The organism is Paraburkholderia fynbosensis (genome assembly GCF_902859935.1).
Classification (GTDB): Bacteria; Pseudomonadota; Gammaproteobacteria; order Burkholderiales; family Burkholderiaceae; genus Paraburkholderia; species Paraburkholderia fynbosensis.
In genome coordinates this window covers 1-20663 of the sequence record NZ_CADIKI010000035.1, presented here as the reverse complement: position 1 = coordinate 20663, position 20663 = coordinate 1, and the positions used below count along the sequence as shown (strand labels likewise).

Sequence of the window (20663 nt, the reverse complement as noted above, 5' to 3'; positions counted from 1 at the left end):
TCCGGGGAGTTATGCGGATGTCGCGAAGCGTCAGAGGTGCTTCGCGATGTAGGGCTTGAGCCAGGCGGGAATCAGGCGCCATGGTTTCGATATGCGCGGCGCCTGTGCCTCGATGTGTGTTTGCGTTGGGCTTAGAACAGCGCTTCTTCGACATCCATCAGCGACTTCGAACCGGCGCGCGCCTGACGGATCGTCATCGCCGTTTCCGGCAACAGCTTCGCGAAGTAGAAGCGTGCGGTGGCAAGCTTGGCCTTGTAGAACGGATCGCCCGACGCTTGCTTGTCGAGTGCGATACGCGCCATGCGCGCCCAGAAGTACGAGAACACCAGATGGCCGACAGTACGCAGATACGGCACGGCCGCGGCGCCGACCTCGTCCGGGTTCTGCATCGCCTTCATGCCGATTTCCATCGTCAGCTTCTGCACCTTGTCGCCGATGTCGGCGAGCGGGTTGACGAACTCCTGCATCTCCGGCTTGATGCCTTCGGCTTCGACGAATTCCGTCACCAGCTTGCCGAACTTCTTCATCTTCGCGCCCATGTCGCCGAGAATCTTGCGGCCCAGCAGGTCGAGCGCCTGAATCGCGTTGGTGCCTTCGTAGATCATGTTGATGCGTGCGTCGCGCACGTACTGCTCCATGCCCCACTCGGCGATGAAGCCGTGACCGCCGTAGATCTGCATCGCGTGGTTGGTGCTTTCGAACGCGTTGTCCGACAGGAACGCTTTCAGGATCGGCGTGAGCAGCGCAACGAGGTCGGCGGCTTCCTTGCGCACCGCTTCGTCACCGTGCGACAGTTCCTTGTCGATATGCAGCGCGGACCAGTATGAGAACGCGCGCGCGCCTTCAGCGTAGGCCTTCTGCGTGAGCAGCATGCGGCGCACGTCGGGGTGCACGATGATCGGGTCGGCGGCTTTCTCGGGCGCCTTCGGGCCGGTCAGCGAACGCATCTGCAGACGCTCTTTCGCGTACGTGAGCGAGTTCTGATAGGCGACTTCGGTCAAGCCGAGGCTCTGCATGCCGACGCCCAGGCGCGCAGCGTTCATCATCACGAACATGGCGTTGAGGCCTTTGTTCGGCTCGCCGACGAGCCAGCCCTTCGCGTTGTCGAGATTGATCACGCAGGTCGCGTTGCCGTGAATGCCCATCTTGTGTTCGATCGACCCGCACTTGACGCCGTTGCGCTCGCCGGGCTCGCCCGCTTCGTTCGGCACGAACTTCGGCACGATGAACAGCGAAATGCCCTTGGTGCCCTTCGGCGCATCCGGCAGACGCGCGAGCACCAGGTGAACGATGTTTTCCGCGAGATCGTGTTCGCCGCTGGAAATGAAGATCTTCGTGCCGCTGATCGCGTACGAGCCGTCGCTAGTCGGCTCGGCCCTGGTGCGCAGGATGCCGAGGTCGGTGCCGCAATGCGGCTCGGTCAGACACATCGTGCCGGTCCACACGCCCGCGACCAGCTTCGGCAGATAACGCTGCTGCAACTCGGGCGTGCCGTGGGCGTGCAGGCATTCGTACGCGCCGTGCGAGAGACCCGGATACATCGTCCACGCCTGATTCGCCGAGTTCAGCATTTCATAGAGCGCGTTGTTGACGAATGCGGGCAGCCCCTGGCCGCCGTATTCCGGATCGCAGCCCAGTGCGGGCCAGCCGGCTTCGACATACTGTTGATAGGCTTCCTTGAAGCCCTTCGGCGTGGTCACGACGCCGTCGCCGGCGTACGTGCATCCTTCCTGATCGCCGCTGTGGTTGAGCGGGAACAACACTTCGGAGCAGAACTTGCCGGCCTCTTCGAGCACGGCGTTGATCGTGTCGGCGTCGAGATCAGCGTGCTTCGGCATCTGGCTGATCTCGGCTTCCACGTTGAGCAGTTCGTGCAACACGAATTGCATGTCGCGCAGCGGCGCGGCGTACTGTCCCATGACTCTCTCCAAAGTTTGACAAGAAGCCAGGCCGTTAGCTGAGTCCGTGGACCGGAACCTTCTGCGCCGCTGAATCCGGTTGGTACCCGACGACGCTGCTAACGGCTTTCGCTTTGATACGAAACAATCAATTTTTCCAGCGCGGCCCACGTGAGAGGCACCGCATCCGGCAGGTGCAGGAAGCGCGCATCGTGATGCAGCCCGAGCGTGAAGCTGTACAGTTCGAAAAGCATCAACTGCGGATCGGTGTCGGCGCGCAGATGCCCTTCCTCCATTGCCTGCGAAATCGCGCGAGTGAGCGCGGCACGCCAAACCGTCACGCTCGACACCAGTTGCTCACGCACCGGGTTGTCCGCGCGGTCATCGTACTCGACGGCGCCGCTGATATAGATGCAACCGGTCGTGACTTCCTGGATGCGCTTCTCGATCCAGCGCGAGATCATCGCGCGCAGACGCGGCAACCCACGAGGCTCGCGCAAGCTCGGAAAAAACACCTCGTCTTCGAAACGATGGTGATATTCGCGCACGACTTCGACCTGCAAATCCTCGCGCGACCCGAAATGCGCGAACACCCCGCTTTTGCTCATCTGCATGCGCTCGGCCAGCAGGCCGATCGTCAGACCTTCCAGTCCGTCGCGGCTTGCCAGATCGAGTGCTGCGTCGAGAATTGCGACGCGCGTTTGTTCGCCTTTTCGCATAGCTGTTTTACCGTTCTAATGTGACCGAAAGAAAATCGAACGGCCGTACTATTATTGAGTGCTGCCGTCCGCGAAACAAGGACTTTATTAGAAACCGGTTTCTAACGCGGTTTCAATTCTGCGACATCCGTCAATCAGAGGAATCAGATTTTTTAGAGGCGTTTGCCTTGAGACAGGTATTGCTATGCAAAACGCTTGGGTCTCCGTGATGACGCAGCCGGCCGACATGATGCCGCAAATCGGCACGAATCCAGGAGTGTTTGATGAGTGCGGGGTGGGAGGCGGTTGTCGCGGCGCAACTGCTGAGCGGCGGTTGGGGGAATGGTGGTCGAACTGGCGCCGATCAGAATGGCCCGAGGGCGAGATCGCCGCCCCGCCGCGGGCATGCTCGCGCGGAAGCTGTCATTCGTCCAATGGGAATCTCTGCTGCAACGCAATGGCGACGCGCGTCAGCACTTCGTCCCAATCGCCTCGCTGCATCTGCGTGAAAAGACGCAAGCCGGGATACCACGGACTGTCGTCGCGGCCGCGCAGCCAGCGCCAGCAGCCCGCGAAACGGTTCAGCAACCAGACCGGCTTGCCCATTGCGGCGGCGAGATGCGCGACTGAGGTGTCGACGGAAATTACCAGATCGAGGTTGTCGATCAGCGCCGCGGTCTCCGCGAAGTCCGCGAGTTCGTCGGTCCAGTCGGTCAGGCGCGCTTTGCTCGCGGCGTCGGCGAGCTTCGCGGGGTCATCGGTCTTTTGCAGACTGATCCAGCGCACCTGCCACAGCGCGAGCAGCGGCGCGATCTGCGCGGCCACGAGGCTGCGCCGCCGGTCCACCGCAATGCCCGAATGGCCGCCCGCCCACACGACACCGACACGCGGCAAATGCCCGGCGGGCAGCGCTTCCAGGCGCGCGCGCCAATGGTCGGCGCGCGCAGCGTCGGCATGCAGATACGGCAGCGCGCTCGGGACCGTGGCGAGTCGTGTGCCGAATGCCATCGGCAGGGACATCAGCGGGCAATAGCGATCCCAGTGACCCAGATCGGAAGGCACTCCATCGAGCAGCACGAGGCCCGGCCAGCGCTCGCGCAACGACTGCTCGTACAGGCGGCGCAAAGGCGGTGGGCACACGTAGCCCACGTGGGAAAAACGCTCGAGCGCCAGCGGCAGGTAGCGCACGAACTGCAGACTGTCGCCATAACCCTGTTCGTCGAGGACGAGCAGGCTTTCATTGACGGGTCGCCCGTTACGCAGACTTTGAGTCGCAGCAGACGGGCGCTCGCCAGACCATCGCGGCAAATCCACTTGCACAGGTGTCTGCGCGGGTCGTCCGTCGGACAGTTTGAAGCTGACCCAGCGGTCTTCGAAATACGGCCATGCCTCTTCGTAGCGGCCCGTGGCCAGCAACACCATCGCCAGATTGTTGCGGGCGGCGAGGTTCGCAGGGGCCAGTTCGAGGGCGCGCCGGTAGTGCCGCTCGGCCTCTTCCAGCGCGCCGAAATCCGCATGGATGCGCCCCAGATTGTTGTGCGCAGCCGAGTGCTCCGGGTCGATTTCGAGCGTGCGCCGGTAGCTCAGGGCCGCTTCTTCGAGACGCTCGAGATGTTGCAGCGTCAACGCGAGGTTGTAGTGCAGCGCCGAGAAATCCGGCTGCAGCGCGAGCCCTTGCCGCAGACGCTCGACCGCGCCCGAATAGTCGCCGAGTTTGAGCCGGATCGCGTAGAGCGTGTTGTAGAGGATCGGTTCGGGATGTATCCGGATCGCGCGTTCGAGCAAGTGCCGCGCGCTTTGCGTATCGCCGCCAGCAAGTGCGAGCAGACCTTGCAGATGAATCGCGCCAACATGCTCGCCATCCTCGCCCAGGATTCGATCGACGAGCGTGCGCACCGCATCGAAGCGGCCGGCCTGATAGGCGGCTATCGCCTCGTCGTGGAGGCTCGAGGTGTTGGCGGATTCGGCTGGCGGGCGAACAGACATGATTGACGAACGAACGAGCGCGCGTGCGTGATGCACGAGCCCGGTCGCCATAAGCGGCCGAGGCCCAGCGGCAAACACGGCTTGATCAGGGAAAGTCTCGACGGCGCATGCGAGACACCAGGCCGCTCGACTTCTATCGAACGAAGATTATGTTTGAGCCGCGCCAGCGAGTCTTTAGGAGCGCTCTGAAACGCGTCATACATCGCGCTTTGCATCGGTGTGGCGCACGGCACGACGCGGTTGCGTCCGGGCGATGCGAAGGTTGGCCCTGCGGGGCTGCGTTCGAGATTGCCGGCCCTTGCGCCACTACCGCCTAATCGTACCCACCCACCGTCAACAGCTTCATCGCCACCCGATAGCTCGTATAAGCCAGCCAGTTGAGCGCGCGCTCGACGACCGGGCGCGATTCGTAATGCGCCTCGTCGATACGGCGCGAATCCTTGAACGCGTCGAGTATCGCCTCACGCAGCGCCTCGGTCGACGCGTCGTTCACCAGCACCACATTCGCCTCGTTGTTGAGCATCAAACTCAGCGCATCGAGGTTCGACGAACCCACGGTCCCCCAGTTCGAATCGACCACCGCGACCTTGCCGTGCAGCAGCGTCTTCTCGTACTCGGCGATCTGCACGCCGGACCTGAGCAAGGCGTGATAAAGAAACGGCACCGCGTAATCGAGCGCCTTGAACTCCTTGCGCCCGATGATCAGCTTCACCACGACGCCGCGGCGCGCGGCGAACACCAGAGCACGCCGCAGCTTGCGCCCCGGCATGAAGTACGGATTGGCGAGCAGGATCTCGTGCCGCGCCTGGCCGATTGCGGCCAGATATGCCTTCTCGATCGCGCGTCGGTTGATCAGGTTGTCGCGCGCGACGAACGCCACGCACGGCTGCCCGCCTGCCCACAACTGCTCATTGCGGCGACGCCGGCGACGCCGCAAACTGCCGAGCGACGCGGACGTGTGCGTGCCGAGGTCCGGCTCCAGTGCCTCGATCGGCCGATGCCCGAGTTGAATCCGGCGCCACTGCACCTCGAACGCCTGACGGACGTCGGCGACCACCGGCCCGTGCAGCTCGACCGCGAAATCCCAGCGCCGGTAAGGCAGAGTCTCGCCATTGTTCTCGTAGTCGTCGACGACGTTGATGCCGCCGCAATACGCAAATTGATCGTCGATGACCGCGAGCTTGCGGTGGGTGCGCGAAAAGCCGAAGCGACCGAACAGATGCGGGTTGTAGATGCGATGGTCGATGCCGGCCGGCGGCCATTCGTCGAACATCGGCAGACGCGCGGTGCCGATGCCATCGGTGATCACACGCACCCTTACGCCGCGCGAAGAAGCGCGCAGCAATGCTGCGCTGACTTCCTGGCCGGCGGCGTCGTCGCAGAAGATATAGGTTTCCAGAACCACGTCGCGCTGCGCGGCATCGACACGCTCGATCAGCGCGTCGAAAAAATCGTCGCCCGAGCGCAGCAGCCTGACGTCGTTGCCACTGGTGAAGCGATAACGCTGCCAATAGCGCCGGCCAAGCAGCGTGTGCCGCAGCCGCGAGAAACGGCCGCCTGCGCTCATCGGCCGCGCCCCGCGGCAGGAACGCCCACCGCTCGGCCGGCAAGCCGCCTCGGCAACTGCAGAATCGCGTCCGCGTTCGACGACGAGAAGCAGCGCGACGCCGCCTCTTCATGCGGCAGCCACAGAAACGCAGTGTGCTCGCGCGGTGCCAGCGTCACCTCGAGCTGCTCGGGCACCTGCACGCTGAACCAGTGCTCTGTGTTGTGGATCACGCCTTCGGCATAGCGATGGCGGAACTCCGGATAGATCTCGTATTCGATCGAATATTGCCAGTCAAACAACGCGCTGCCAGGCACCTGCGCGCCGCCGATGACGATGCCGGTTTCCTCGGCCACTTCGCGCACCGCCGTTTCGACGAGCGGTTCGTCGAGGCGATCCTTGGAGCCCGTCACCGACTGCCAGAATCCCGCATGATCGGCGCGCTCGATCAGCAGCACGTCGAGCGCGGGCGTATGGATGATGACCAGCACGGATTGGGGAATTTTCGGCGGTTTCGGCATGATGTGAAAACTGAGCGCAACGCTTGCGCGGTACACGTCGGCACGGAGTGCAATGAGCGGTCGAAAGCGGTTGCTTCGACTGTAACGCAAAAAACGAAAAAGGCGCATGCGCGCCTTTTTCGTTTGCTCCTGCTGTCGTTTTCAGACAGCACTCACTTGCACTTGCCTCAAGCCTTAGGTTCAGGCGTACGCAAACGGATGTGCAGCTCGCGCAACTGGCGCTCGTCCACTTCGCTCGGCGCCTGCGTGAGCAGACACTGCGCGCGTTGCGTCTTCGGGAACGCGATCACGTCGCGAATCGAATCGGCGCCGGCCATCATCGTGACGATGCGGTCCAGACCGAACGCGATACCGCCGTGCGGCGGCGCGCCGTATTGCAGCGCGTCGAGCAGGAAGCCGAACTTGGCTTGCGCTTCTTCCGCGTTGATCTTCAATGCGCGGAACACCTTGCTCTGCACTTCTTCACGGTGAATACGCACCGAACCGCCGCCGATTTCCCAGCCGTTCAGCACCATGTCGTAGGCCTTCGCGAGGCAGCGCGCCGGGTCCGTTTCCAGGTACTCGAGGTGCTCGTCCTTCGGGCTAGTGAACGGATGATGCGCGGCGACGTAGCGGTTGTCTTCCTCGTCGTATTCGAACATCGGGAAGTCGATCACCCACAGCGGCTTCCAGCCGGATTCGACGAGACCGTTGGCCTTGCCGAATTCCGAATGGCCGATCTTCAGACGCAGCGCGCCCAGGCTGTCGTTCACCACCTTCGCGCGATCCGCCGCGAAGAAGATGATGTCGCCGTCTTGCGCACCGGTGCGCTCGATGATCGCTTTGACCGCTTCGTCGTGCAGGTTCTTGACGATCGGGCTTTGCAAACCGTCGCGGCCCTTCGCCACTTCATTGACCTTGATCCACGCGAGACCCTTCGCACCGTAGATGCGCACGAATTCCGTGTAGCTGTCGATGTCGCCGCGCGAAAGCTCGCCGCCCTTCGGCACGCGGATCGCCGCGACGCGGCCGTCCTTGGTGTTGGCCGGCGTGCTGAACACCTTGAAGTCGACGTCCTTGACCGCGTCCGTCAGATCGGTGAATTCGAGCTTCACGCGCAGGTCCGGCTTGTCCGAGCCGAAGCGGCGCATCGCTTCCGAATACAGCATGACGGGGAATTTTTCGTCGAGCGAAACGCCGATCGTTTCCTTGAACACGTGACGGATCATCGCTTCGAACAGATCGCGGATTTCCTGCTCCGACAGGAACGAGGTTTCGCAGTCGATTTGCGTGAACTCCGGCTGACGGTCGGCGCGCAGGTCTTCGTCGCGGAAGCACTTGACGATCTGGTAGTAGCGATCGAAGTTCGCCACCATCAGCAGCTGCTTGAACAGCTGCGGCGACTGCGGCAGCGCGAAAAACTGGCCCGGGTTCGTACGCGACGGCACGAGGTAGTCGCGCGCGCCTTCGGGCGTGCTCTTCGTGAGCATCGGCGTTTCGATGTCGATGAAGCCTTGTGCGTCGAGGTACTTGCGCACTTCGATCGCGACGCGGTAACGCAGACGCAGGTTGTGCTGCATCTGCGGACGGCGCAGGTCGAGCACGCGGTGGGTGAGACGCGTGGTTTCCGACAGGTTGTCGTCGTCGAGCTGGAACGGCGGCGTGATCGATGCGTTCAGCACGATCAGCTCGTGGCACAGCACTTCGATCTTGCCGCTCTTCAACGCGGCGTTGGTCGTGCCTTCCGGACGGCTGCGCACGACACCCTTGATCTGCAGGCAGAACTCGTTGCGCACGCCTTCGGCGGCCTTGAACATCTCGGCGCGATCCGGGTCGCAGACGACCTGAACGAGCCCTTCGCGATCGCGCAGGTCGATGAAGATGACGCCACCATGGTCGCGGCGGCGGCTCACCCAGCCGCACAGCGAAACGGTTTGGCCCAGCCGTTCTTCGGTCACCAGACCGCAGTATTCAGTTCTCATCGACATGATGTTTGTCTTTCGTTTTGCATTGGTTGAACGGCACGCGGCAGTTTGAAACTGCGTAAAACCTTGCGCACCGCATTACAGCGGAGGCTCGACTGTCGTGCGGCGCACCGGCGCCGGCGGCGCGGACGGCGCCACGACGCCCATCGAGACGATGTACTTGAGCGCGGCGTCGACCGTCATGTCGAGTTCGATCACTTCGCTCTTGGGCACCATCAGGAAGAAGCCGGACGTCGGGTTCGGCGTAGTCGGCACATAGACGCTGACGTAATCTTCTTTCAGGTGGTTGACCACGTCGCCGCCCGGAATCCCGGTCAGAAACCCGATCGTATAGGAGCCGCGGCGCGGGTATTCGATCAGCAGCGCCTTGCGGAACGCATTACCGCTGCTCGACAGCAAGGTGTCGGACACTTGCTTGACACTGGTGTAAAGCGGGCCGACTACCGGAATGTGAGCGACCAGCAGTTCCCACCACTTCACGAGCTTCTGCCCAATGAAGTTCTGCGTCAACAGCCCGACGACAAAGATGAACGCGAGCGTGAGCACCGCCCCGAGGCCGGGCAGGCGATAGCCGATTGCGCGCTCCGGTTGCCAGGAGGTCGGCAGCAGCAACAGCGTCTGGTCCATCGTGCCGATGATCAGGCCGAGCACCCACAGTGTGATGGCCAGAGGCACCAGCACCAGCAGGCCGGTCAGAAACACCGATTTGAGCGTCGTCTTTTTCGTCGTCATGTGTACCGCCAGAAGACCGCGCGGGCCGAGGCTCGACGCGCGGTGTGTGCGCCGCCGATCAGGGCGGCAGTCCCACTAGGCGCTGCCGGCACCGCTCGAGCTTGCCGAGGCGGCTGGTGTGGCAGCAGGCGCGGCCGGCGTAGCGGCTGCGCTCGATGAACCGGCTGCGGTCGTTCCGTTGGCCGAGCCCGTATCGGATTTGGCGGCGCCGTTACCGGCGGCCACCGTATTCTCGCTCGCGCCGTTCGCGTCGGGCGTGGCCGGCGCGCTTTTGCCGCCATTGCCGCCGCGGAAATCGGTCACGTACCAGCCGGAGCCCTTCAACTGGAAACCGGCTGCAGTGACCTGTTTGCGAAAGGTGTCTTTCCCGCATTCGGGACACTGCGTCAGCTGAGCGTCGCTCATCTTCTGAAGCACGTCTTTCCCGAAGCCGCATGACTCGCAACGATAAGCGTAGATCGGCATGAACTTTTCCTACTGAAATCTTGTAAACGCTTGCAAAGCCTTGAATTATAGCCGCAAACGATATCCGTTCCGTGGATTTCGGGAACCGATGCTCGACGCGACCGCCGGTACGGTAAATTGGGGCGGCCGCAGTCGAATCAAGTGCGCCGCGCCCGGGCACGACGGCGCGCCGTTACGGACGACGGCACCAAGTAAGCCAGCGCTCACGCCCGGCGAAGACGGCAATTGAATCGCTCACGGCTTCGTCGTCGATCAGTTCGAAGTACGGCGTGAGCAGCGCATCGAGTTCAGTGCGCGCGATACCGAACGGCGGCCCCTTGGGCGTCGCGCCGATGAAATAGAAACCGGCAAGCAGCGCGCCGCCGGGCAGCAGTTCGGCCATCCGGCGCGCGTAGTCGGTGCGGCGTGCCGGCGGCAATGCGCAGAGGAACGCGCGCTCGTAAATCCACGCGGGCACAAAGGGCGGTTCATAGGTGAAGAAATCCGCCTGCTCCACCAGTTGCGCATGTTGCGCGCCCAGTTGCTCGTGCGCCGCCGCGACGGCGGCCGGCGAGAAGTCGATCGCGCGGACCGGGTTGCCCTGGCCGGCCAGCCAGACGGCTTCGTAGGCGCTGCCGCAGCCCGGAATCAGCACCGCGGCGCCGCTGTGCCGCGCGGCGAATGCGCGGAATGCGGCGGGCACGCCCGCTTGATCCCACGGCATGAATCCGCGCTCGAAGCGCTCGTCCCAGAACGCGGGCGAGTTCGGGTCGCGAGTCGAGAAGTCGGGCGCAGCGGGTTGGGTCGGATCGCTCATCGGATGCCTCGCATGGGTTGCGCGCGTTGCATGGGTCGCACGGGTGGTCTCGATTAGCCGCCGTAAGCCAGCGCCAGAAACGCCCGCGCCAGCACGGCGCCGACGCCCACCGCCACGCCGAACAGCAATAGCCCTTGCAGCAGCCGGTTGGTGCGCTTCTGCTCGAGCAGGATCTGGCGAATCATGTCGTCATTCGCGCCGCGCGTGTTGTCGTGCCGCTCGGCGAGCACGTGGTGGATCAGGCGCGGCAACTGCGGCAGCGTCTTGCTCCACTGCGGCGCTTCGATCTTTAGGCGCTCGTACCAGCCCCGCACGCCGATCTGCTCGTTCATCCAGCGTTCCAGATAGGGCTTGGCGGTCTTCCACAGGTCCAGTTCCGGATCGAGCGAGCGGCCGAGCCCTTCCACGTTCAGCATGGTTTTCTGCAGCAACACCAGTTGCGGCTGGATTTCGACGTTGAAGCGGCGCGAGGTCGAGAACAGGCGCATCAGCACCTGGCCGAGCGAAATGTCCTTCAGCGCGCGGTCGAAATACGGCTCGCACACCGCGCGGATCGCGCTTTCGAGTTCTTCGACACGGGTCGTCGGCGGTACCCAGCCCGACTCCAGATGCAGCGTGGCGACGCGGTGATAGTCGCGCTTGAAGAACGCGAGGAAGTTCTGCGCGAGATAGTTCTTATCGAAATCCGACAGCGCGCCGATGATCCCGAAGTCCAGCGCGATATAGCGGCCGAAGTGCGCGGGATCGAGACTCACCTGAATGTTGCCCGGGTGCATGTCGGCGTGGAAAAAACCGTCGCGGAACACCTGGGTGAAGAAAATCTCGACGCCTTCGCGCGCCAGCTTCGGAATGTCGACACCCGCCGCGCGCAGCGTCTCGACCTGGCTGATCGGCACGCCGACCATGCGCTCCATCACCAGCACCGTGGGCGTGCAGAACTCCCAATACATTTCCGGTACCAGCAGCAGGTCGAGGCCGACGAAGTTGCGCCGCAACTGGCTGCCGTTGGCCGCCTCGCGCATCAGGTCGAGTTCGTCGTGCAGGTATTTGTCGAATTCGGCGACCACCTCGCGCGGCTTCAGGCGCTTGCCGTCGGCCCACAGCCGCTCGGCCCACACGGCGATGTCACGCAGCAATGCGAGATCGGAGTCGATCACGGGCAGCATGTTCGGGCGCAGCACCTTTACCGCGACCGCCTTGCCCGCATGCTGACCGGCCTTCACCTTCGCGAAGTGCACCTGCGCGATCGACGCGCTCGCCACCGGCACCCGCTCGAAATCGTCGAACAGCACGTCGACCGGCGCGCCGAGCGATTTCTCGACCAGCCCGATCGCCACCGCCGAGTCGAACGGCGGCACCTGATCCTGGAGCTTCGCCAGTTCGTTGGCGATGTCCACCGGCAGCAGATCGCGCCGGGTGGACAGTACCTGGCCGAACTTGACGAAGATCGGCCCGAGGCTTTCGAGTGCGAGCCGCAAGCGCACACCCGGCGGCGCGTCGAATTTGCGGCCAACCGTGGTGACACGCAGCAGCAGACGCACGCGCCGGTCGTTGATGCGACCGAGCATCATCTCATCGAGACCGAAACGGATAACCGTGAAAAATATCTTGAGGAAACGCAGAAAGCGCATGGTTGTGCCCGGTGACTAGCGCGTGCCGCGCGACATGGCGGCGCCGCCCGGCGCATTCGCGCCGCGGGCTTCGACCTTCTGTTCAAGACGCTCGATGCGTTTTTCCACGCGCGCCAACGCGTCGCGCGCGCGGGCCAGTTCGACGTTGAAATCTTCGAGCGCGGTGCGGCGCACCAGCTGCGGATTTTCGTCGAGCAGATACTCGGCGGCCGTATCGAGCAAATTGCGGCCAGTGCGCTGCACATGCTGACCGACCGTGCGCACCACCGACGCAACGCGCCACGCCGGACCGTCGCCGATCAGCTTTGCCAGATCTTCTTCGGGCTCCCAGCGCAGATGCTCGGCAAGCTTTGCGATCACGGTAGCGAACTCGGCGTCGCCTTCGATCTTCACGTGCTTCATGACGGCGGCCTGGCCGCCTTGCACGAACGCAGGCAATGCGTCGGACGGCACCGAGACGGTTACGTCGAACTGATGCGTTTCGGTTTCGCCGACCGCGCCCAGATAGCCGTCGGGTTGCACCAGCAGCGTCAATACGACTGGTGGACACGACAGGCGCGCGATCTTGCCCGCGTAGGGGGCGAGGCGCTCACGAGCCCACGATTCGCGGGCGAGCAGATGATTGACAGCAGCGGCGAAGGGCTTGGCGGCGAGGGTCATCGAAAGTGGCAAGAAAAAACCCGCGCGAACGAGGTGCTCGCGCGGGTTCCTATTGTAACGTCCGTTCGCTTCGCGGCCTGCTATGCCGAACGGCCAACCTTATGCGCAAAATCAGGCAGAGCCGCACCGCCCGGCTCTATCCTGCTCACGGTTCAGTGCTGCGCCACCTGCTGGATGCCGGCCAGCAGCCAGCCTTCGCCTGCGCGGTTCGCCTTGGACAGATTCCAGACTTCGACGAACGGCTCGGCGGCCGCGCCCGGGGCTTCGCGAAGCAGGCCGGAGAAGCGCACGCTGGCGAAATATTCGTTCGCGCGCTCTTCCACGCCCAGCAACTCGGCGTTCAGCTGCACCACGTCCGTCTGGTTGGACTCCGTGCCGCGCGAAGCGAGGTCGACGCGCACTTCGGCGAACATTTCCGGGGTGGTGAATTCGCGGATGTCTTCGATGTTGCCCACGTCCCATGCGGCTTGCAGGCGCACGAAGTACACCTTGGCATTACGCAGGAACGCTTCCGAATCGAAGCCGGCGGGCACCACGGGCATCGGGTTGATGGTCGGCGTGCTCAGCGGGTTGCCCTGCGGTTCGAGGTACGAGCCGGTGGGCGGTGCGCTGTAGCGCGGTTCCTGGCTATAGCCGGTGCCGCCCGCGTTCAGCGACGGCGAAGCGCCCGCATATGCCGGTTGCGCCGTATCGCGCTTGCGGCCCGTGAAGCGGCGGATCAGCCAGATGACGACCATCGCGATCAACGCGATGATGATGACGTTGGCCATCATGCCGGCAAACGCCTCGCCCATGCCGAAGTGCGACAGCAATGCGGCGATGCCGAGACCGGCGGCGAGACCCGCGATCGGCCCGAGCCAGCGGTTGCGGTTAGGCGCGGCCGGCGGCGTCGGCGTCGGTTGCGTGCGCTGCTGCATGGCCTGATTGCTTTGGGCCGGTTGCGACGGGGTCGCCTGATGCTGCTGCTGAACCGTGTTCGACTGACGGCCGATGCTACGGCCACCGCCCATGCGGCGAGCTTCCGCATCGAGCGAAGCGAGCGAGCCGGCCATGATCAGACCGACCATCGCGATCAGTCCGATTCTTCTCACCAGCGAACGCCCAACCTTACGGGGAGATAACACACCTGAATCGGACATTTTCGTACTTTCCTTTAAAAATCGATGGGTTAGGAACCCTAGTATTTGGTCCCCACATGTAAAGCTACCACGCCAGCTGACAAATTGTAATATTTGACGCCGTCGAGACCCGCTTGTTCCATCATTGTTTTTAAGGTTTCCTGATCCGGATGCATCCGGATCGATTCCGCAAGGTACTGATAACTCTCGGCATCTTTGGCAAACCGCTCGCCCAGCCACGGCAGCACCTTAAAAGAATAGACGTCGTAGACCTTTTTGAGCGGATCCCACACCTTCGAAAATTCAAGCACCAGCAGACGGCCCGCCGGCTTCAGCACGCGGCGCATCTCCGCCAGCGCAATATCCTTGTGCGTCATGTTGCGCAAGCCGAATGCCACGGTCACAACATCGAAGTAATTGTCGGGAAAGGGAATTTTCTCGGCGTCGCAAAGCAGCGCCGGGGTGATGACGCCCTTGTCCAGCAGCCGGTCACGGCCCACGCGCAGCATCGATTCGTTGATGTCGGTGTGCCAGACTTCGCCGGTCTCGCCGGCCTGTTTCGCGAAAGCCTTCGACAGATCGCCCGTGCCGCCCGCGATGTCGAGCACCTTGTAGCCCGGCCGCACGTGCGCCTGGGCGATCGTGAACATCTTCCACGCCCGGTGCAACCCGCCCGACATCAGGTCGTTCATCAAGTCGTAGTTAGCGGCCACCGAGTGGAACACGCCCGCCACCTTCTGCGCTTTTTCCTGTTCGTCGACCGATTGAAAGCCGAAGTGGGTTTTGCTCATCGCGCTCGTCCTTTCGCGTATTCTGAAATGTTGCGCCGCATCGGTGCGGCGATCGGGGCGAATCGTATCAGTGACAGTGGCCGTGCGCAGCGCCGGAGGGCACCATCGGCGTATCGCGGTCGACACCCGCCGTTTGCAGTTTGGCGAGATAGTCGCGCCAGAGTTCATCCTGGCGGACCGCCATGTCGTACAGCAGGTCCCACGAATAGATGCCGGTGGCGTGCCCGTCGGAGAAAGTCGGCTGCAGCGCATAGTTGCCGACGCCTTCGATCATCGTGATCGTGACCTCGCGCTTGCCGGTCTGCAGCGTTTCCTGGCCGGGCCCATGGCCCTGCACTTCCGCCGACGGCGAATACACGCGCAGCAGTTCGAACGGCAGCCGATACGATTCGCCGTTTGCGTACTGCAATTCAAGCACACGCGATTTCGAATGCACGACGACGCCGGTCGGCACGGGGGTTTCGGGGGTCAGTCCGCTCATGATGGACTCGCAAGAAAACGCAGGGCCGCCTCAGGTTTGCGCCCCTGGAGGGGCTTGGGGCGCGCGACGCGACGGGTTAGGGGCGCTCAGCCAAGAGCTTGTTCGATTTCCTGGCGCACGGCTTCGCGCAGCAAGGTGGCCTGCGCGCGGCGCGACGACAGCATGGCTTCGGAAACCGTGCGCTGGCGCGGCGCCCAGATAGGCAATGGAAAGTGAGCGTCGTTCGAAAAACGCGGAATCACGTGCCAGTGCACGTGCGGCACCTGGTTGCCGAGGCTCGCCAGATTCACCTTGACCGGCTGCATAACACGCCGGATCGCGCGCTCGACCGCGTACACGGCCTTCATCACGCGATCGCGGTCGTTCACGGCGAGATCGGAAAACTCGGCCACGTGGGTATTCCAGATCACCCGGCAAAAGCCTGGGTAATCAGGTTCGTCGGCCAGGACGACACGCAAGGTGTCGTCCTGCCACAGCACATCGCCGCCTTCTTCGCGGCAAAAAACGCAGTCCATCGTCGTCCTCAGGCAAAAATCGTCAGTCGTGCCATTAAACCAGCACGCGCTCGATGCCGCCATTGTTCGCCCGTTGGACGTAATCCGCCATCCAGTCTTCGCCCAGCACGTGGCGCGCCATCTCGACGACGATGTAGTCCGCCTCGGTGTTCGCATCTTCGTTGTAGCGCGACAGGCCTTGCAGGCATGACGGGCAGCTCGTGAGGATCTTGACGTCGGTCACGCCGTTCGGCTGCGGACCGTCGCCGGCCTTCAGCACGGAGCCGTTCGGCGCACCCGCCGCACCGGCCGAAGCATTGGCCGGATTGATCGCGTTCGCACCGGCTTCGGCCACGAGCGGAATGCCGCGCAGCTTGGCCGCGCCCTTGCGGATCTCTTCTTCCTTGCGGAAGCGCACCTGTGTCGAAATGTCAGGACGCGTCACCGCGAGTGTGCCGGATTCGCCACAGCAACGATCGTTCTTTTCGATCTTGTAGCCGTCCTTTTCCGAACCCATTAGCTGATTGACCAGCTTGACCGGGTCCATCGTCTTGATCGGCGAGTGGCACGGGTCGTGATACATGTAGCGCACGCCGTTCACGCCTTCGAGCTTGATGCCCTTCTCCAGCAGGAACTCGTGGATGTCGATGATCCGGCAGCCCGGGAAAATCTTCTCGAATTCGTAGCCGGCGAGCTGGTCGTAACACGTGCCGCACGACACCACCACGGTCTTGATGTCGAGGTAGTTCAGCGTATTGGCGACGCGGTGGAACAGCACGCGGTTATCCGTAACGATCTGCTCGGCCTTGTCGTACTGGCCCGAGCCGCGCTGCGGATAGCCGCAGCACAGGTAACCCGGCGGCAGCACGGTTTGCACGCCCGCTTCCCACAGCATGGCTTGCGTCGCCAGCCCCACCTGCGAGAACAGCCGCTCGGAGCCGCAACCCGGGAAGTAGAACACCGCTTCCGTGTCGGCGGTGGTCGTCTTCGGATTGCGGATGATCGGGACGATCTTGTTGTCCTCGATATCGAGCAGCGCGCGCGCGGTTTTCTTCGGCAGGTTGCCCGGCATCTTCTTGTTCATGAAGTGGATCACCTGCTGCGTGACCCGCGGCTTGCCGACCGTCGCCGGCGGATGCGCCGTCTGCTTCTTCGTGAACTTCTTCAGCACTTCGTTGCCCAGCCGCTGCGCCTTGTAGCCGACGCCCATCATCGCGGTGCGCGCGAGGTTGATGGTCTGCGGATTGGTCGCGTTCAGGAAGAACATGCCCGCGGCGTTGCCCGGGTTGAATTTCTTCTTGCCCATCTTGCGCAGCAGGTTGCGCATGTTCATGGTCACGTCGCCGAAGTCGATCTTCACAGGACACGGCGTCACGCATTTGTGACAGACCGTGCAGTGATCGGCGACGTCGTTGAACTCGTCCCAGTGCTTGATCGACACGCCGCGGCGCGTCTGCTCTTCGTACAGGAACGCCTCGACCAGCAGCGAAGTCGCGAGAATCTTGTTGCGCGGGCTGTACAGCAGGTTCGCGCGCGGCACGTGCGTCGCGCACACCGGCTTGCACTTGCCGCAGCGCAAGCAGTCCTTGATCGACTCGGAAATCGCGCCGATGTCGGACTGCTGCATGATCAGCGATTCGTAGCCCATCAAGCCGAAGCTCGGCGTGTATGCGTTGCGCAGGTCGGCGCCTTCGAGCAGCTTGCCCGCATTGAAACGGCCATGCGGATCGACGCGCTGCTTGTACGCGCGGAATTCGCCGATCTCGTCGTCGGTCAGGAATTCGAGCTTGGTGATGCCGATGCCGTGCTCGCCGGAAATCACGCCGTCGAGCGAACGCGCAAGCTTCATGATGCGTGCGACCGCGGTGTGCGCGTCCTGCAGCATCTCGTAGTTGTCGGAGTTGACCGGCAGGTTCGTGTGCACGTTGCCGTCGCCCGCGTGCATGTGCAGCGCGACGAACACGCGGCCGCGCAGCACCTGCTTGTGGATCGCCTGGGCTTCGTCGAGGATCGGCTTGAACTCGCCGCCGTTGAAGATCTGCCGCAATTCAGCGCGGATTTCCTGCTTCCACGACACGCGGATCGTGCGGTCCTGGGTGATATGGAACACGGTCGCGTCGGGTTGCTGGTCGGCGCGGTCGGCGAATTTTTCCGCGAGGCCTTCGTAGCCGAGACCGACCAGATAGTGCTGCGCCTCGCGCACCGACAGATCGAGCTTGTCGCGCAGGAACTCCCAGCGCGTGCGCACGCGCGTGAGGAGATCGAGTGCCTGCTGCACACGGTCTTCGAGCAGTTCGGCGCTGGGGATTTCGTTGGCATCGTCGCTCTTGCCGAGCGGCAGCTTGCCGCCCTTGAAGAACGTTTCGAGCACGTCGACCAGTTGCAGCTTGTTCTTGATCGACAGCTCGATATTGATGCGTTCGATGCCGTCCGTGTACTCGCCCATGCGGTCGAGCGGGATCACCACGTCTTCGTTGATCTTGAACGCGTTGGTGTGCTTCGCGATCGCGGCGGTGCGGCTGCGGTCGAGCCAGAAGCGTTTGCGCGCCTCGGCGTTGACCGCGACGAACCCTTCGCCGCTCTTGCCGTTGGCCATCCGCACGACTTCCGAGGTGGCCTGTGCCACTGCATCTGCGTCGTCGCCGACGATGTCGCCGATCAGCACCATCTTCGGAAACGCATTGCGCTTGCTCTTGGTCGCGTAGCCGACCGCGCGCAGATAGCGCTCGTCCAGATGCTCGAGGCCCGCCAGAATCGCGCCGCCCTGACGCGACGTCTCGAACAGGTAGTCCTTGATTTCGACGATGCTCGGAATCGCCTCGCGCGCCTGGCCGAAGAATTCGAGGCAGACGGTGCGCGTATGCGCGGGCATCTTGTGCAGCACCCAGCGCGCGGACGTGATGAGGCCATCGCAGCCTTCTTTCTGCACGCCCGGCAGACCGGCGAGGAATTTGTCGGTGACGTCCTTGCCCAGACCTTCCTTGCGGAACACGCGTCCCTTGATGTCGAGCGCTTCGGTACGCAGCAGCTTCTCGCCCGGCGCGTAGTTGCCGTCGAACCACTTGAGCTCGAAGCGCGCGACTTCGATGTCGTGAATCTTGCCCATGTTGTGATCGAGGCGGGTCACTTCGAGCCAGTTCCCTTCCGGGTCGACCATGCGCCACCACGCGAGGTTGTCGAGCGCCGTGCCCCACAACACCGCTTTCTTGCCACCCGCGTTCATCGCGACGTTGCCGCCGACGCAGGACGCATCCAGCGAGGTCGGATCGACCGCGAACACGAAGCCGGCCTGCTCGGCCGCTTCCGTCACACGGCGCGTGACGACGCCCGCGCCGGAGAAAATCGTCGCGACCTTGCGCTCGACGCCCGGCAGTTGGGTCATCTCGACCGCGCCAAGCTGTTCGAGCTTTTCCGTATTGATGACGGCCGAGAACGGCGTGAGCGGCACCGCGCCGCCCGTGTAGCCGGTGCCGCCGCCACGCGGAATCACGGTCAGCCCGAGTTCGAAACACGCCTTGATCATGCCGGCGATCTCGGCTTCGGTATCCGGCGTGAGCACGACAAACGGGTACTCGACGCGCCAGTCGGTCGCGTCGGTCACGTGCGATACACGGGACAAACCGTCGAACTTGATGTTGTCCTTTTCCGTGACCTTGCCGAGCACCTTCGTCGCGCGACGGCGCAGATCGTAGGTCTTCTGGAACTCGCTCGCGAAGTCGTCGACCGCGCGGCGCGCGGCCTGGACCAGCGTCTCGACGCGCGCGGCGCGATCCACGCCAGCCTCATCCCCGTGTTCCGTCAGATCGGCGCGGCGGCGCTTCTCGATCTCCGACAAACGGTGATGCAGCGCTTCGATCAACTGCGCGCGGCGCTTCGGATTGTCGAGCAGGTCGTCCTGCAGGTAGGGATTGCGGCGCACGACCCAGATGTCGCCGAGCACTTCGTACAGCATCCGCGCCGAGCGGCCGGTGCGGCGTTCCGCGCGCAGTTCGGCGAGGACCGCCCACGCGTCATCGCCAAGCAGGCGGATGACGATTTCGCGGTCGGAAAACGACGTGTAGTTATAGGGAATTTCGCGCAGGCGCGCTTCGGGATCGGCGGCCACCGCAGCGGCGGCTCCGTGCGGATCGAAAACTTGAGGTGCGTTCATGGTCGGACGACTCGGTAGATCAACCGGGCGCGCTCTTCGGGAGGCGTCGGCTGACGGTGCGCGTGGGGCGCAATGCCTGAAATCTTTCTATAGGGGAGCGAAGCACGACCGACGGCCTACCCACATCGGTCGCTTCGCGGCGCTCAGATATAACTACACGATCGTGCGTGGCGGACGTGACGCTGCGCCGCGGGACAAGACTCACGCGGGACGGGCATCAAGTGGGCGATCCGAGGCTGCCAGTGCATCTTCCGATCCTTATTCCAAAATGGAATTCTACCGCATGATTCCGCCACGCGTTGACGGCTGCAATCGGAGCAGCAGCCGAGCTTCAGGCGTTTTCACACTGGAAGCGCATGAAGTGAATTTGCCGACCGGTCGACCGGCCGGCCCTGCGCGAGCGCCCCCCAAGCTTGAGAGAACCTCGCGGCGCTCCCAGGAGGGATCGGACGGAAGGCCTGAGCGGTCACCGTTGGCGCTATCATGGACCCTTTCCCGTCTCACAACGCGCATCGCGCCACCCGCATGGCTTCCCACGACTACCTGAAAAAAACCCTGACCGCACGCGTCTACGACGTGGCCCGCGAAACCGAACTGGAACGCGCGCCGAATCTGTCGGCACGGCTGCGCAATCCGGTGTATCTGAAGCGTGAGGACAACCAGCCGGTGTTCTCGTTCAAGCTGCGCGGCGCGTACAACAAGATGGCGCATCTTCCGGCCGAAGCGCTGGCG

17 protein-coding genes are annotated in these 20663 nt (G+C 63.3%); 1 reads left to right on the top strand and 16 read right to left on the bottom strand.

The genetic code is table 11. The features are described 5' to 3' along the window. Nucleotides 1-131: 131 nt before the first annotated feature. The 16 genes from HV770_RS35670 to HV770_RS35595 form a co-directional block, all read right to left on the bottom strand. Nucleotides 132-1919: an acyl-CoA dehydrogenase C-terminal domain-containing protein gene (locus HV770_RS35670; RefSeq protein ID WP_175166138.1), complete on the bottom strand. Its 1788-nt coding sequence runs from the start codon at nucleotides 1917-1919 to the stop codon at nucleotides 132-134. A 98-nt stretch (nucleotides 1920-2017) separates the two neighbouring features. Then, on the bottom strand, nucleotides 2018-2617 hold the full coding sequence (locus tag HV770_RS35665) for a TetR/AcrR family transcriptional regulator (RefSeq protein WP_175166137.1): 600 nt from the start codon (nucleotides 2615-2617) through the stop codon (nucleotides 2018-2020). Between the two features lie 402 nt (nucleotides 2618-3019). Next, nucleotides 3020-4582: a tetratricopeptide repeat protein gene (locus HV770_RS35660; protein WP_175166136.1), complete on the bottom strand. Its 1563-nt coding sequence runs from the start codon at nucleotides 4580-4582 to the stop codon at nucleotides 3020-3022. Between the two features lie 313 nt (nucleotides 4583-4895). Next, the gene (clsB, locus tag HV770_RS35655) at nucleotides 4896-6149 is read right to left on the bottom strand and encodes a cardiolipin synthase ClsB (protein ID WP_175166135.1); all 1254 of its coding nucleotides are present in this window, start codon (nucleotides 6147-6149) and stop codon (nucleotides 4896-4898) included. Next, the gene (gene nudB, locus HV770_RS35650; RefSeq protein ID WP_175166134.1) at nucleotides 6146-6649 is read right to left on the bottom strand and encodes a dihydroneopterin triphosphate diphosphatase; all 504 of its coding nucleotides are present in this window, start codon (nucleotides 6647-6649) and stop codon (nucleotides 6146-6148) included. Before nudB ends, clsB begins: the two co-directional genes overlap by 4 nt. Before the next feature lie 167 nt (nucleotides 6650-6816). Then, nucleotides 6817-8616 carry an aspartate--tRNA ligase gene (aspS, locus tag HV770_RS35645; RefSeq protein ID WP_121316515.1) on the bottom strand — a complete coding sequence of 600 codons (1800 nt, stop codon included), beginning with the start codon at nucleotides 8614-8616 and terminating at the stop codon, nucleotides 6817-6819. A gap of 75 nt (nucleotides 8617-8691) precedes the next feature. Further along, nucleotides 8692-9345, bottom strand: a complete 654-nt coding sequence (locus tag HV770_RS35640) for a DUF502 domain-containing protein (RefSeq protein ID WP_121316514.1) — start codon at nucleotides 9343-9345, stop codon at nucleotides 8692-8694. Between the two features lie 75 nt (nucleotides 9346-9420). Beyond that, a complete protein-coding gene (locus HV770_RS35635) occupies nucleotides 9421-9810 on the bottom strand; it encodes an FmdB family zinc ribbon protein (protein WP_175166133.1) in 390 nt (129 codons plus the stop codon). A gap of 172 nt (nucleotides 9811-9982) precedes the next feature. Beyond that, entirely contained in the window at nucleotides 9983-10606 is a 624-nt protein-coding gene (locus tag HV770_RS35630) for a class I SAM-dependent methyltransferase (RefSeq protein WP_175166132.1), read from the bottom strand. A 53-nt stretch (nucleotides 10607-10659) separates the two neighbouring features. Next, the gene (gene ubiB / locus HV770_RS35625; protein WP_175166131.1) at nucleotides 10660-12237 is read right to left on the bottom strand and encodes a ubiquinone biosynthesis regulatory protein kinase UbiB; all 1578 of its coding nucleotides are present in this window, start codon (nucleotides 12235-12237) and stop codon (nucleotides 10660-10662) included. Nucleotides 12238-12252: 15 nt separating this feature from the next. Continuing rightward, nucleotides 12253-12897 (bottom strand): ubiquinone biosynthesis accessory factor UbiJ, encoded by a 645-nt coding sequence (locus HV770_RS35620; protein ID WP_175166130.1) that lies wholly within the window; start codon nucleotides 12895-12897, stop codon nucleotides 12253-12255. A 152-nt stretch (nucleotides 12898-13049) separates the two neighbouring features. Beyond that, on the bottom strand, nucleotides 13050-14036 hold the full coding sequence (locus tag HV770_RS35615; protein WP_175166129.1) for a Tim44 domain-containing protein: 987 nt from the start codon (nucleotides 14034-14036) through the stop codon (nucleotides 13050-13052). 38 nt (nucleotides 14037-14074) lie between these two features. Then, nucleotides 14075-14806 (bottom strand): bifunctional demethylmenaquinone methyltransferase/2-methoxy-6-polyprenyl-1,4-benzoquinol methylase UbiE, encoded by a 732-nt coding sequence (ubiE, locus tag HV770_RS35610; RefSeq protein ID WP_121316508.1) that lies wholly within the window; start codon nucleotides 14804-14806, stop codon nucleotides 14075-14077. A 67-nt stretch (nucleotides 14807-14873) separates the two neighbouring features. Continuing rightward, on the bottom strand, nucleotides 14874-15287 hold the full coding sequence (locus HV770_RS35605) for a gamma-butyrobetaine hydroxylase family protein (protein ID WP_175166128.1): 414 nt from the start codon (nucleotides 15285-15287) through the stop codon (nucleotides 14874-14876). 86 nt (nucleotides 15288-15373) lie between these two features. Continuing rightward, on the bottom strand, nucleotides 15374-15802 hold the full coding sequence (locus tag HV770_RS35600) for an HIT family protein (protein WP_175166127.1): 429 nt from the start codon (nucleotides 15800-15802) through the stop codon (nucleotides 15374-15376). A gap of 34 nt (nucleotides 15803-15836) precedes the next feature. Continuing rightward, a complete protein-coding gene (locus HV770_RS35595) occupies nucleotides 15837-19931 on the bottom strand; it encodes a DUF3683 domain-containing protein (protein WP_175166126.1) in 4095 nt (1364 codons plus the stop codon). A gap of 525 nt (nucleotides 19932-20456) precedes the next feature. On the opposite strand from HV770_RS35595, the gene HV770_RS35590 reads away from it, so the two are divergent. Further along, on the top strand, nucleotides 20457-20663 hold a 207-nt coding region (locus tag HV770_RS35590), incomplete at its 3' end, for a pyridoxal-phosphate dependent enzyme (protein ID WP_175166164.1).

What these genes read in the sequence shown, in the direction of transcription:
- HV770_RS35670 (WP_175166138.1), bottom strand. Translation starts at nt 1,919, where the DNA reads ATGGGACAGTACGCCGCGCCGCTGCGCGACATGCAATTCGTGTTGCAC.
- HV770_RS35665 (WP_175166137.1), bottom strand. Translation starts at nt 2,617, where the DNA reads ATGCGAAAAGGCGAACAAACGCGCGTCGCAATTCTCGACGCAGCACTC.
- HV770_RS35660 (WP_175166136.1), bottom strand. Translation starts at nt 4,582, where the DNA reads ATGTCTGTTCGCCCGCCAGCCGAATCCGCCAACACCTCGAGCCTCCAC.
- clsB (WP_175166135.1), bottom strand. Translation starts at nt 6,149, where the DNA reads ATGAGCGCAGGCGGCCGTTTCTCGCGGCTGCGGCACACGCTGCTTGGC.
- nudB (WP_175166134.1), bottom strand. Translation starts at nt 6,649, where the DNA reads ATGCCGAAACCGCCGAAAATTCCCCAATCCGTGCTGGTCATCATCCAT.
- aspS (WP_121316515.1), bottom strand. Translation starts at nt 8,616, where the DNA reads ATGTCGATGAGAACTGAATACTGCGGTCTGGTGACCGAAGAACGGCTG.
- HV770_RS35640 (WP_121316514.1), bottom strand. Translation starts at nt 9,345, where the DNA reads ATGACGACGAAAAAGACGACGCTCAAATCGGTGTTTCTGACCGGCCTG.
- HV770_RS35635 (WP_175166133.1), bottom strand. Translation starts at nt 9,810, where the DNA reads ATGCCGATCTACGCTTATCGTTGCGAGTCATGCGGCTTCGGGAAAGAC.
- HV770_RS35630 (WP_175166132.1), bottom strand. Translation starts at nt 10,606, where the DNA reads ATGAGCGATCCGACCCAACCCGCTGCGCCCGACTTCTCGACTCGCGAC.
- ubiB (WP_175166131.1), bottom strand. Translation starts at nt 12,237, where the DNA reads ATGCGCTTTCTGCGTTTCCTCAAGATATTTTTCACGGTTATCCGTTTC.
- HV770_RS35620 (WP_175166130.1), bottom strand. Translation starts at nt 12,897, where the DNA reads ATGACCCTCGCCGCCAAGCCCTTCGCCGCTGCTGTCAATCATCTGCTC.
- HV770_RS35615 (WP_175166129.1), bottom strand. Translation starts at nt 14,036, where the DNA reads ATGTCCGATTCAGGTGTGTTATCTCCCCGTAAGGTTGGGCGTTCGCTG.
- ubiE (WP_121316508.1), bottom strand. Translation starts at nt 14,806, where the DNA reads ATGAGCAAAACCCACTTCGGCTTTCAATCGGTCGACGAACAGGAAAAA.
- HV770_RS35605 (WP_175166128.1), bottom strand. Translation starts at nt 15,287, where the DNA reads ATGAGCGGACTGACCCCCGAAACCCCCGTGCCGACCGGCGTCGTCGTG.
- HV770_RS35600 (WP_175166127.1), bottom strand. Translation starts at nt 15,802, where the DNA reads ATGGACTGCGTTTTTTGCCGCGAAGAAGGCGGCGATGTGCTGTGGCAG.
- HV770_RS35595 (WP_175166126.1), bottom strand. Translation starts at nt 19,931, where the DNA reads ATGAACGCACCTCAAGTTTTCGATCCGCACGGAGCCGCCGCTGCGGTG.